Here is an 11,849-nt window from a genome sequence, read left to right as displayed (position 1 = left end):
GCCCGCTGTGACCCCAACGGAGCAGCGAATCGCCGGGGTCGGCGCCTCAGGCCCCCTCGAGCCCGCATTCGGCCCAGATGACCTTGCCCTGCTGGGTGTAGCGCGTGCCCCAGCTCTGCGTCAGCTGCGCGACGAGGAACAGGCCGCGGCCGCCCTCGTCGGTGCTGGCCGCTCGGCGCAGGTGCGGGGCGGTGTTGCTGGTGTCGGAGACCTCGCAGATCAGGGTGCGGTCGTGGAGCAGCCGTACCCGGATGGGCCCTGCGCCGTGGCGGATGGCGTTCGTGACCAGCTCGCTGAGCACCAGTTCAACGGCGAACGCGGCCTCGTCGAGTCCCCAGTCGGTCAGTTGCCGGGTGGCGGAGGCGCGCACCTCGCTGACCAGGGCCGGATCCGCGGGCAGGTCCCAGGTGGCGATCCGCTGGGGGTCCAGGGCGTGGGTGCGGGCGACGAGCAGGGCGATGTCGTCGCAGGGGTGGGCGGGGGCCACGGTGTCGAGTACCGCCTCGCAGGTCTCGTCGGGCGTGCCGTTCGCCTGGGCCAGCGTGGCGCTCAGCTGATCGAGGACCACGTCGACGTCGCGGTGACGGTCCTCGATGAGCCCGTCGGTGTAGAGGACCAGCTGGCTGTTCTCAGGGAGGTCGAGCTCGGCGGCTTCGAACGGCAGACCGCCGAGGCCGAGCGGCGGTCCGGCGGGCAGGTCGGGGAACCACACGGTGCCGTCGGGGCGGACCAGAGCGGGCGGGGGATGGCCGGCGCGGGCCATGGTGCACTGCTGTGTGGTCGGGTCGTAGATGGCGTAGAGACAGGTCGCGCCGATGATGCCTGCGTCCACGGCGCCGGGGTCCTCCCGGTCCAGGCGTCCCACGAGTTTGTCGAGGTGGGTGAGGACCTCGTCCGGGGGGAAGTCGAGTTCGGCAAAACTGCGGGCGGCCGTGCGCAGCCGCCCCATGGTGGCGGCGGAGAGCATGCCGTGGCCGACGACGTCGCCGACGAAGAGCCCGATGCGGCTGCCGGACAGGGGTATGACGTCGTACCAGTCCCCTCCCACGTCGGATTCGGCGGGCAGGTAGCGATGGGCGACCTCGACGGCGTCCTGATCCGGCACACCGTGCGGGAGCAGGCTGCGCTGCAGGGCCAGGACCATGGCGCGTTCGCGCGTGTAGCGCCGGGCGTTGTCGATGGACAGTGCGGCACGGGCGGCCAGTTCCTGGGCCAGCGACCGGTCGTCGTCCCCGAACGGTGGCGAGTCCTGCGCGCGGTAGAAGCCGACCACGCCCAGGACTGCGCCGCGGGCGACCAGGGGCACCGCGATGAGGGAGTGGACGTGGCTCAGCAGCTGTGCCGAGTGCTCAGGGTCCTGCGCGAACCAGCCCGCGGCAGCCTTCAGGTCCGGTTCCAGCACTGCCTGTCCGCTCGTCAGACACCGCGACTGCGGCATCGTCGGACCGTAGTCGACCTGCTTGCCGGCCGGGTGGAAGGGACAGTCGTCATGGATGCCGTGGACCACCGTACGGCGTAGGTCACTGCGGGGATCGGCGGACTCCTCGCCGCGGAGCACGGCTTCCGGCAGGTCGATGGTGACGAAGTCGGCCAGTTGCGGCACCGCCGACTCGGCGAGCTCCCGGGCGGTAGTGCGCACATCCAGGGTGGTGCCTATGCGGACGCCGGCCTCGGCCAACATTTCCAGGCGGCGGCGCGCGGCCAGGGCGTAGGTCCCCACGTACGGCTCCCCCACCATCATGAGCCCTCTCGCCGGGGGCGGGGAGTCGGAGTGCTCGTCCGTCGTGCCGTCGCCGACCGTGACGCGCTCGACGCCCACGGCGACAGGGCCGTGCTCCGTGCCGGGAAGATGCTCCGCCGGCGGGGTGACGTGGAGCTGCCCGGGCGCCACCTCGGGAACAGCCCCGGAGAACGTGAGGGAGGTGGCGACGGCAAGCTCGGCAGGGAGGCCCAGCGGCTCGTGGACCTGATGCGGGAAGGCGAGGGGCTCGCGCGGTGAGGGACCGGGGACAACGGCCTCGATGGCGAAGCCCTCCACTCCGGAGGAACTCGTCATCGGCCGGCTCACGAGCGTGACCCGACGGCCGTCGGACAGGGGCACGTCGACACAGGCCCGCTGCGCGCAGGCGATCAGCTCGGCGGCCTTCTCCATGAGGATCGCCCGGTCACGGGGGCTCATCTCCACGGCCAGTTCCCGCACCCCTATGCGGTGCCGAAAACCTGCGGCGGCCTCGGCTCCGCTGTCCAGGTACGCCCGCAGCAGAGCGCGCTCACGCGAGGAACTCTGCCCCAGCAGCCGCCGCTCGATGGTCTCGGCCGCCTTGCGTATCACGGTGTCCAGCGCCGGGTCCTCGGCGCTGCGCGGATAGCCGAAGCACAGGACGCCCTCGATGCGGCCGCTGAGCGGGTCGCGGACGGGAAGCGCGCGGCAGGCACTGCCCTGGGAGCGCTCGGCGAAGTGCTCGGCACCGTAGACCCGGATGGGTTGGCGCTCGGCCAGGGCGAGACCGATGCCGTTGGTACCCGCGAGATTCTCGGCGAACACGAACCCGGGGACACTCTGGATGGCCGGGAGAACTCTGGCCAGCGACGCTTCTCCGAAACGGCGCAGGAGAACCGTCCCGCTCGCATCGGCGACGGAGATGTTCATCGCGCTGCCGGCGAACGTGGTCTGCAGCCGGTCGAGCACCGGAACGGCCGCGCGGACGATCCGTCCGTCCGGTTCGAAGTCCTCCCGGAAGGGAAGGTCGGACTGGTCCGGCGACAGCCCCAGGGTCCGGCAGCGCCGCCAGGAATCCAGGATCGACGTGCGCACGCCCGTCTCGACCGGCTCACCCTGCAGGAACCGCTCACGGAAACTGGCGGGCCCCGTGCCGCCTGGCGCACGCCCCGCCGGTATCGGATCTTCGCCGGCCCGAACCACGCTCCGCCTCACTCGCGCCTTCGACAGTCAACCCTTCCGAAATGTCTGATATGGACGAGGATACGGGCATTGGAGGCGCGAGTCACCGTGAACCAGGCCCCTCACACACGGTGACCGGACCGGATCGGCGTCACAGGACCGCGACCGGGTTGACGGGCGAGCCCGTCCCGCCCGGGACGTTCAGCGGCGCCACGACGAGCATGAAGTCATAGCGCCCCGCCGTCGCGGTCGCGGCGGACAGCGCTTCCAGGTCGAGGTTGTCCAGCAGTGGCATCCCCATCGCGGCCACAGCCAGGGCGTGGACCGGCGAGTGCACGCCGTCCACGGGTGAGGGCCGTACGTCACTGTCGCCGTCTGCGCCGAGCAGCGCGATGCCACGCTCGGCCAGCAGCGGCAGGGCGTCCACATGAAAGCCCGCGCTGGCCGTGTCGGGGTCCCAGGCGCCGAGTTCCTCGCGTCGCCGGACGTGTCCGGAGCGCAGCAGTACCGCGTCGCCATCGCCGATCGTCACATCGAGCGCCTTCTCCACAACGACGATGTCCCTCGCGTGCACCGCTCGCCCCGGCTCCAACCAGTGGATCCCGAGGACGGCGGGCAGGTCGAGGAGCACTCCCCTCGTGACGAGGGGCCCGAGCGTCGACACCGCGCCGAAGCGGGCGCCTGCGGCATCGACGACCTCGTGTGCCGTGCGGCCGTCGTAGAGCTGCCCCCGATAGGCGATGTGGCACAGCGCGTCGAGATGGGTGATGCCCTTGCCGTGATAGTCGGCGGCGATGAAGTCCTTGTGGGTGGAGGGTTCCGGCGCCTCCACGTCACCGAGGTCGGTCATGTGGTGCAGGGCAGGCTTGCGGTTGCCGGGGCCGGGCCGGGTGTTCCACGGCAGCGCCAGCGGGACGACCGTCCCGGTCCGCACGCGCGCTGCGGCCCGCCGCACATGGTCCGCGGTGACCCGGTTCCAGGCACCGCGGTCGGCCGGGGACCAGCGACCCCACGTGCGAACCGCCTCGAAGAGTGCGTCGAACTCCCGACGGGAGACGGCGGGCCCGTTGCCGACGCCGGTCGGCGCGGGATTCGCGGCATCGGCGGAACTCGGACTCATCTGTACTCACCGCTCCCAGGCTGGAACGGCTCCGACGGCAGGACGTCACCGGACGCGACACGGATCGGGCTTACGGGGTGTGCGCCCGGCTGACGCCGTGACACGGAGAAGCACCGTCCTCGTGATCGGAAAACCAGCTTCGCACATTCACGGGTGCTCTTGGAGAAGTGTGCCCGCAGGGAGGGGTTGTGCAGGTTCCGTCCGCCACCGCGCCGGGTCCCCCATCCCGGCGCACGTCCACCCCGGTGCAGGTGCGCTCGCCACGGAGGAAATGAGTCGCCCAGAGACCGAGGTTGCAGTCAGGAGCCCGCAAGAAACGAGAAACGCACCTTCCGCTCCGCATTATCCCTGTTCGTATCCACCAGACACACCGACTGCCAAGTCCCCAACTCCAGCCGCCCGCCCACCACCGGCAGCGTCGCATGCGGCGGTACGAACGCCGGGAGGACGTGGTCGCGGCCGTGGCCGGGGCTGCCGTGGCGGTGCTGCCAGCGGTCGTCGGCGGGGAGGAGGGTGTGGAGGGTGGCGAGGAGGTCGTCGTCGCTGCCGGAGCCGGTTTCGAGGATGGCGATTCCGGCGGTGGCGTGGGGGACGAAGACATTGAGGAGGCCGTCACGGCCTGCGGCCGCCTCCCGCAGGAAGGCCTCGCAGTCTCGGGTCAGGTCGACGACTCTCTCGGTGGAGCCGGTGGCGACGTTCAGCACTCGGGTGGTGAAGGCATCTGACATGCCCCCATCCTGACCCATACGCCGGGTTCTGCAGGTCAAGCGGCGGCTCGCCGGTTGATATGAGTGGTCCACTCCGCGAGACGCCATTGACCGTGCACCGACGAACTGGCTACTTTCGCCGCATGTTGCGTTCAGCCATGCTCACCACGCGCGGTCACATCGACCTGCTGCGGGTGGCCTCCGCCGCGTGTCGCCGCGGCTGCTGACGCCCTTCTCTTTCTGATTTCCTCCTTCGCCTGCACTCCGCCGTACCCGCACGCCCGGCCGTGACGTGGCGGCGCTGACGCGTACCCCCTCCACCACCGGCCGCTCTCCTCCCCGTGGAGCACCCATGAGCATCAGCCATGCCCCACCCGGCTCCTCCGAACCCGATATTTCCTCCATATCCACATCCAAGGGTGCCGAGGTCGACTCCCGGGACCCGGCCTCCCTCGACCTCACCCCCATCGTCCCCGCCTCCTCCCGCCGCACCCGCGTCCCGCGCTGGCTGCGCCGCACCTCCGGCCCCCTCCTGCTGCTCGCCCTGTGGCAACTCCTCAGCTCCACCGGTGTGTTGACATCGGACGTACTCGCCCCTCCCAGTCGGATCGCCCGGGTCGCCGGGGACATGATCGGTGACGGTTCACTGGCCTCTGCGATGGGTACCTCGCTGCAGCGCGTGGCGTTCGGGCTGCTGCTGGGCACCGTCATCGGGACCGGACTCGCCCTGGTCTCGGGCCTGTTCAGGATCGGCGAGGACCTGGTGGACGCGCCCGTGCAGATGCTGCGGACCGTGCCGTTCGTGGGTCTCATCCCGCTGTTCATCATCTGGTTCGGCATCGGCGAGGCCCCGAAGGTCGCCATCATCACGCTCGGTGTGACCTTCCCGCTCTACCTCAATGTGTACGCCGGAATCCGCGGTGTGGACGCCCAGTTGATCGAGGCCGGGGAATCCCTCGGCCTCTCGCGGTGGGGGCTGGTGCGGCATGTCGTGCTGCCGGGAGCGCTGCCCGGCGCGCTGACCGGGCTGCGCTACTCCCTCGGCATCGCCTGGCTGGCGCTGGTCTTCGCCGAGCAGGTCAATGCCGACTCCGGCATCGGTTTCCTGATGGTGCAGGCACGGGACTTCCTGCGGACCGACGTGATCGTGGTCTGCCTGATCGTCTACGCCTTCCTCGGCCTGCTGGCCGACTTCGTCGTCCGCTCCCTCGAAAGGCTGCTGCTGCAATGGCGACCGACGTTCACCGGCCGGTGACCCCGCAGACGGCGGTACGCGTCGAGGGACTGACCCGCTCCTTCGACGACCGAGCCGTCATCGACAACCTCCAACTCGACGTGCGGCCGGGCGAGTTCGTGGCCCTGCTGGGCCGCAGCGGCTGCGGCAAGTCCACCCTGCTGCGCATCCTGGCGGGCCTCGACCGCGACATCGAGGGCACCGTCCTGGTGCCGCGCCGCAAGGCCGTCGCCTTCCAGGCGCCCCGGCTGATGCCGTGGAAGAAGGTGTGGCGCAACGTACTGCTCGGCCTGCCCGGCAGGCCCGAACGCACCGTGGCGGAACTGGCTCTGGACGAGGTCGGCCTCAGCCATCGCTCCGACGCCTGGCCCAAGACCCTCTCCGGCGGCGAGGCACAACGCGCCTCCCTCGCACGGGCGTTGGTGCGCGAGCCCGATCTGCTGCTGCTCGACGAGCCGTTCGGCGCACTCGACGCGCTCACCCGCATCAAGGCGCAGCGCCTGGTGGGCGAGTTGTGGCAGCGCCGGGGCTGCGCGGTGCTGCTGGTCACGCATGACGTCGAGGAGGCCGTCCTGCTCGCCGACCGTGTGCTGGTGATGGACGACGGCGTCATCGCGCACGAGCAGGAGATCGATCTCGACCGGCCCCGCGACATCACCGACCCCCGGTTCGCCGAGCTGCGCGCCGGGCTGCTGGAACGGCTCGGCGTCGACACCGCCGCCGAAGCCGCCTGAACTCCCCTGACTTCCCTGACTCCCGGTATTCCCAGCCCAGTTGCACAGAACGGATCCACCCATGCGACGACGTCCCGTCCCCGCCGCGCTGCTCCTCCCCTTCGCCCTCCTCCTCACCGCCTGCGGCGGCAACTCGTCGGCGGAGGCGGGCGGCACGGTCGACGGCAAGGGCTCCCTCACCCTCGACGTCGGTGACCAGAAGGGTGGTTCGGAGGCCATTCTGCGGGCGGCCGGGGAGCTCAAGAACCTCGACTACAAGATCAAGTGGTCCACCTTCACCTCCGGCCCGCCGCTCCTGGAGGCCGTCAACGCCAAGGCCGTCGACATCGGCGGTGTCGGCAACACCCCTCCGGTCTTCGCGGCGGGCGCCGGTTCGAAGATCACGGTCGTGGCCGCCTTCCACGGCACCTCCAAGGGTGACGCCATCCTCGTACCGAACAGCTCGAAGCTGTCGAAGCCCCAGCAGCTCAAGGGCAAGTCGATTGCCGTGGCACAGGGCTCCTCCGCCAACTACCAGCTGGTCGCCTCCCTCAAGGCGGCCGGGCTGAGCCTGAGCGACGTGAAGGTCAAGTACCTCCAGCCGGCCGACGCGCTGGCCGCGTTCACCTCCGGCAAGGTGGACGCATGGGCGGTGTGGGACCCGTACACCTCGCAGATCCTGCAGGCCAAGCAGGGCCGCATCCTCACCACCGGCGAGGGCGTCACCAACGGACTCAGCTTCCAGGTGGCGGCGCCGAGTGCGCTGCAGGACAAGAAGAAGGCCGCCGCCGTCAAGGACTATCTGGAGCGGCTGCGGCGGGCCACGGCGTGGGTCTACGGCCACCAGGACGAGTGGGCGAAGGTCTGGGCGAAGGACACCGGGCTGCCGTACGAGGTGGCGCTGGCCTCGGTGAAGCGCACCAACGCCACCCGGATCTCGGTCGCCGTGGACAAGCCGCTCATCGCCTCCGAGCAGCAGATCGCCGATGCCTTCACCGAGCTGAAGCTCATCCCGAAGAAGGTCGACTTCGCCGACTTCGTGGACACCCGCTACAACGGCAAGCTGCCGGCGTCGACCACGCCCGCCCGGGCGTCCCAGGGCTGAGCAACCCGCCGAACGGTCGGCGGGAAGATCCACGGCCGCTGCGCGGTTGGTGGAAGCGTGAACAACACGCGTGAGGTCGAGGTGGTCGTGGTGGGCGCCGGGCAGGCGGGTCTGGCCGGCGCCTACCACCTGCGGCGCACCGGTTTCGAGCCGGAGCGCGATTTCGTGGTGCTCGATCACTCCCCCGGTCCGGGCGGCGCCTGGCAGTTCCGGTGGCCGTCGCTGACGTACGGCAAGGTGCACGGCATGCATGCGCTGCCGGGCATGGAGCTCACGGACGCCGATCCCGAGCGGGCCTCCTCGGAGGTGATCGCCGAGTACTTCGCCTCGTACGAGCGCACCTTCGACCTGCGGGTACGACGGCCCGTCGAGGTGCATGCCGTGCGCGAGGGCGTGGGCGGGCGGCTGCTCGTCGAGACCTCGGACGGCGACTGGTCGACGCGGGCGCTGATCAACGCGACCGGCACCTGGGACCGGCCGTTCTGGCCGCGCTATCCCGGTCAGGAGAGCTTCCGGGGGCGGCAGTTGCACACGGCGCAGTATCCCGGGCCCGAGGCGTTCGCCGGGCAGCGGGTGGTCGTGGTGGGCGGGGGTGCCTCGGGTACCCAGCATCTGCTGGAGATCGCTCCGTACGCGGCTGCCACCACGTGGGTGACCAGGCGGGCCCCGGTCTTCCGTGCGGGCCCCTTCACCGAGGACGTGGGGCGGGCGGCCGTCGCGCTCGTCGAGGAGCGGGTGCGGCAGGGGCTGCCGCCGAAGAGTGTCGTCTCGGTCACCGGGCTGCCGCTCAATGACGCCATACGGCGGGGCATCGAGGACGGGGTTCTCGACCGCAGGCCCATGTTCGACCGGATCACGCCGGAGGGGGTGGAGTGGAACGACGGGCGGCTCGTGCGCGCCGATGTCATCCTGTGGGCCACCGGGTTCCGGGCGGCGATCGACCATCTGCGGCCGCTGCGGCTGCGTGAGCCGGGCGGCGGGATCCGTGTGGAGGGCACGCGCGCGGTCGCCGATCCGCGGGTCCATCTCCTCGGCTACGGACCGTCGGCCAGCACCATCGGAGCCAACCGGGCGGGCCGGGCGGCCGTACGGGACATCCGGCGGCTGCTGGCGGGGCGGCCGGGCGAGCCCGTCGCCGCCTGATGCCCGGTGCGCGGGCTACTTCGTGGCCTGCGGACCGGGGCTCTGCGGACCGGCGCTCTGCGGAGCGAGGCTCTGCGGACCGGGGCTCTGCGGACCGGGGCTCTGTGACCCAGGGCCCTGTGACCCAGGGCTCAGCGGACCGGAGCTCTGGGGACCGGAGCTCTGTGGACCAGGGCTCTGTGGACGAGGGCTCTGCGGCCCGGAGCTCTGCGGACCAGGGCTCTTCTGCTGGGCGTTGAACTCGGCGACGTTGCGCTGGTGTTCCTGGAAGTCGGCGGTGAAACGGGTGTCGCCCGGCTTGACCGTGACGAAGTACAGCCAGTCACCGGCGGGCGGGTTGATCGCGGCGCGCATCGCCTCCTCGCCCGGGTTGTCGATCGGCGTCGGCGGCAGGCCCATGCGCTGGTAGGAGTTGTACGGGCTGACGAGCTTCGTGTCGTCGGCGCTGGTCTTCAGCGTGGCGCGGTCCAGGGCGTAGTTGAGGGTGGAGTCCATCTGCAATGGCATCCCGCGCTCGAGCCGGTTGAAAACGACCCGCGCCACCTTGCCCATGTCTGCCGTCGAGGCGGCCTCGGCCTGAACGATGCTCGCGATGGTGACCGCCTGGTAGACGTTCATCGCGTTGTGCTGCGCGCCGGCCGCGATCGGGGCGCCGTTGAACTTCTTGTTGGCGGTGTTGACCATGAACGACAGCAGCGATTCGGGCGTGGTCTTCTTCCCGATGGGATATGTCGCCGGGAAGAGGTAGCCCTCCGGGTTGCCCTGCGCGTCGTTCGGCAGCTTCAGGCCTGCCTTCGCCAGTGCCTTCTTGGTGCTGCCGGCGGACAGGGTGAGGGCCTTGTCGACGGCGTCGTAGACCTGGCTCGCGCGCCAGCCCTCCGGGATCACCAGGGACGCGGGCTTCGCCTCCTCCCCGCCGCTGCGCTGGGCCAGCAGCGGCACCACCACGGCGGTGCCGGCCACGACGGCCACGGCTCCGGTCGCGATGAGGACGAGCCAACCCCGGCGGGTCAGTCGAATCGTGCTCCGTGGCGGAATGTTCTTCTCCATGCGGGCACGGTAACCCGCATATCACCACAAACCCGACAGATCCTCAGCCTGTCGGCTCCGGTCAGCCGGTCGGTTCCAGCTGGGCATCCCGGCGTACGAGGGCCGCGTACCGCCCGTCCTGCTCCAGCAGTTCTTCGTGCGTGCCCCGTTCGGCGACGGTCCCGGAGTCCAGGACCACGATCTGGTCGGCGCCGCGAACGGTGGACAGCCGGTGCGCGATGGTGAGCGTGGTGCGGTTGGCCGACAGCGCGTCGATGGCCTCCTGGACGGCCGCCTCGGTGCGGTTGTCCAGGGCGCTGGTCGCCTCGTCGAGGATCAGCACCGGGGGGTCGCGCAAGATGGTGCGGGCAATCGCGAGGCGCTGTTTCTCGCCACCGGAGAAGCGGTGGCCGCGCTCGCCGACCACCGTGTCGTACCCGTCGGGCAGCGACGCGATGTGGTCGTGGATCTGGGCCGCCCGGGCCGCCGCGTGCAGCTCCTCGTCGGTGGCGTCCGGCTTGGCGAAGCGCAGGTTCTCGGCGACCGAGGCGTGGAAGAGGTACGTCTCCTGGGAGACGACGCCGACCGCGCGCGCAAGGGTGTCGAAGTCGAGGTCGCGCACGTCGACCCCGTCGAGGGTGACACGGCCGCCGGTGACGTCGTACAGCCGTGGGACGAGATAGCCGAGCGTCGACTTGCCGGCGCCGGTGGGGCCGACGACCGCAAGGCTGCTGCCCGCGGGGACGGTGACGTCGATGCCGTCGAGGGTGGGATCGCTCTTCTCGTCGTATCGGAACTCGACGTCCTCGAAGCGGACTTCGCCCTTGATCTGGTCGAGGTGGACCGGGTTCTCCCGCTCGGTGATGTCGATCGGCAGGTCGAGGTATTCGAAGATGCGCTGGAACAGCGCGAGCGAACTCTGGATCTGGACACCGGTCGACAGCAGGCTGACCGCCGGGCGGAACAGGCCCTGCTGGAGCGAGACGAAGGCGACGATCGTGCCGATGGAGATGTCGGGTCCGCCCGCCTGGAGGGCGATGCCCGCGGTCCAGTAGATGACCGCCGGCATGGCGGCCATGACGATCGTGATGACGGCCATGCGCCAGCGGCCTGACATGTTCGACTTCACTTCGAGGTCGACCAGGTCCTCGGACTCCTCGGCGAAGGACTTCGTCAGCGAGTCGGAGCGGCCCATGGTGCGGCCGAGCAGGATGCCGCTGACGGAGAGCGACTCGGTGACGGTCGCGGCCATCGCGGCCATCTGCTTCTGGCGCTGGGTGGTGATCTTCTTGCGTTCGTTGCCGACCCGGCGGCTGATCCACACGAAGACCGGGAGCAGCAGCAGCGAGACGACGGTCAGGCGCCAGTCGAGGGCGATCATCGCGACGATCGTGGCGACCACGCTGGTCAGGTTGGAGACCAGGGAGGTGGCGGTGGAGGTGACGGTGGCCTGCATGCCGCCGATGTCGTTGGCTATGCGGGACTGGACCTCGCCGGTACGGGTGCGCGTGAAGAACGCGAGCGACATGCGCTGCAGGCGGCCGTAGACCGCGGTGCGCAGGTCGTGCATGACGCGCTGGCCGACCGTCGTGGAGATCAGGGTCTGCAGCACGCCGAAGACGCTGGTGAGCACGGCGCTGAGGATCATGCCGAGCGCCAGCAGGCTGAGCAGGCCGGTGCGGCCCTGGGGGATCGCGGTGTCGAGGGTCGCCTTCAGCAGGAAGGGCGTGGCGACGGAGACCAGCGATGCGGCGCCGACCAGCAGGCCGACGACGCCGAGGCGGGCGCGATAGGGACGGAAGAGTTTCAGGATGCGGCGCACCTGCCGGGGCTGCTCCTTGGCATCGGCCGGCGGTGTCCAGCGGGGTTCTCGATCGGGGTGCAATGGACTCCTAG

At 70.4% G+C, this 11,849-nt stretch carries 9 protein-coding genes and 1 pseudogene; 5 read left to right on the top strand and 5 right to left on the bottom strand.

The features are described 5' to 3' along the window. Positions 1–46 precede the first annotated feature (46 nt). The 3 genes from P2Q00_RS22970 to P2Q00_RS22960 all read right to left on the bottom strand — a co-directional run bounded on the left by P2Q00_RS22970 (position 47) and on the right by P2Q00_RS22960 (position 4,750). A complete protein-coding gene (locus P2Q00_RS22970; RefSeq protein ID WP_275774536.1) occupies positions 47–2,923 on the bottom strand; it encodes a SpoIIE family protein phosphatase in 2,877 nt (958 codons plus the stop codon). 130 nt (positions 2,924–3,053) lie between these two features. After that, positions 3,054–4,022 (bottom strand): cyclase family protein, encoded by a 969-nt coding sequence (locus P2Q00_RS22965; RefSeq protein ID WP_275774535.1) that lies wholly within the window; start codon positions 4,020–4,022, stop codon positions 3,054–3,056. Between the two features lie 299 nt (positions 4,023–4,321). Further along, positions 4,322–4,750 (bottom strand): secondary thiamine-phosphate synthase enzyme YjbQ, encoded by a 429-nt coding sequence (locus tag P2Q00_RS22960; RefSeq protein ID WP_275774534.1) that lies wholly within the window; start codon positions 4,748–4,750, stop codon positions 4,322–4,324. Between the two features lie 59 nt (positions 4,751–4,809). Here P2Q00_RS22960 and P2Q00_RS50960 point away from each other — a divergent pair, with 59 nt between their 5' ends. The 5 genes from P2Q00_RS50960 to P2Q00_RS22940 all read left to right on the top strand — a co-directional run bounded on the left by P2Q00_RS50960 (position 4,810) and on the right by P2Q00_RS22940 (position 8,924). After that, positions 4,810–4,956, top strand: a complete 147-nt coding sequence (locus P2Q00_RS50960) for a putative leader peptide (protein WP_369293688.1) — start codon at positions 4,810–4,812, stop codon at positions 4,954–4,956. Between the two features lie 125 nt (positions 4,957–5,081). After that, positions 5,082–5,984, top strand: a complete 903-nt coding sequence (locus P2Q00_RS22955; protein ID WP_275774533.1) for an ABC transporter permease — start codon at positions 5,082–5,084, stop codon at positions 5,982–5,984. Further along, positions 5,957–6,697 (top strand): ABC transporter ATP-binding protein, encoded by a 741-nt coding sequence (locus tag P2Q00_RS22950; protein ID WP_275774532.1) that lies wholly within the window; start codon positions 5,957–5,959, stop codon positions 6,695–6,697. Before P2Q00_RS22955 ends, P2Q00_RS22950 begins: the two co-directional genes overlap by 28 nt. A 61-nt stretch (positions 6,698–6,758) precedes the next feature. Next, positions 6,759–7,781 carry an ABC transporter substrate-binding protein gene (locus P2Q00_RS22945; RefSeq protein WP_275774531.1) on the top strand — a complete coding sequence of 341 codons (1,023 nt, stop codon included), beginning with the start codon at positions 6,759–6,761 and terminating at the stop codon, positions 7,779–7,781. Between the two features lie 57 nt (positions 7,782–7,838). Further along, positions 7,839–8,924, top strand: a complete 1,086-nt coding sequence (locus P2Q00_RS22940) for an NAD(P)-binding domain-containing protein (protein ID WP_275774530.1) — start codon at positions 7,839–7,841, stop codon at positions 8,922–8,924. Between the two features lie 201 nt (positions 8,925–9,125). On the opposite strand, the pseudogene mltG reads toward P2Q00_RS22940, so the two are convergent. Further along, positions 9,126–9,974, bottom strand: a pseudogene (gene mltG, locus P2Q00_RS22935) (endolytic transglycosylase MltG); the annotation flags it as partial. 61 nt (positions 9,975–10,035) lie between these two features. Further along, the gene (locus P2Q00_RS22930; protein WP_275774529.1) at positions 10,036–11,838 is read right to left on the bottom strand and encodes an ABC transporter ATP-binding protein; all 1,803 of its coding nucleotides are present in this window, start codon (positions 11,836–11,838) and stop codon (positions 10,036–10,038) included. Positions 11,839–11,849: the final 11 nt, after the last annotated feature.

The sequence above is a fragment of the Streptomyces coacervatus genome, assembly GCF_029223485.1.
GTDB lineage: Bacteria > Actinomycetota > Actinomycetes > Streptomycetales > Streptomycetaceae > Streptomyces > Streptomyces coacervatus.
This window is presented reverse-complemented; position numbering and strand designations above follow the sequence as displayed.

Coding starts and splice junctions, on each gene's coding strand:
- P2Q00_RS22965 (WP_275774535.1), bottom strand. CDS start 4,022: ATGAGTCCGAGTTCCGCCGATGCCGCGAATCCCGCGCCGACCGGCGTC.
- P2Q00_RS22960 (WP_275774534.1), bottom strand. CDS start 4,750: ATGTCAGATGCCTTCACCACCCGAGTGCTGAACGTCGCCACCGGCTCC.
- P2Q00_RS50960 (WP_369293688.1), top strand. CDS start 4,810: ATGAGTGGTCCACTCCGCGAGACGCCATTGACCGTGCACCGACGAACT.
- P2Q00_RS22955 (WP_275774533.1), top strand. CDS start 5,082: ATGAGCATCAGCCATGCCCCACCCGGCTCCTCCGAACCCGATATTTCC.
- P2Q00_RS22950 (WP_275774532.1), top strand. CDS start 5,957: ATGGCGACCGACGTTCACCGGCCGGTGACCCCGCAGACGGCGGTACGC.
- P2Q00_RS22945 (WP_275774531.1), top strand. CDS start 6,759: ATGCGACGACGTCCCGTCCCCGCCGCGCTGCTCCTCCCCTTCGCCCTC.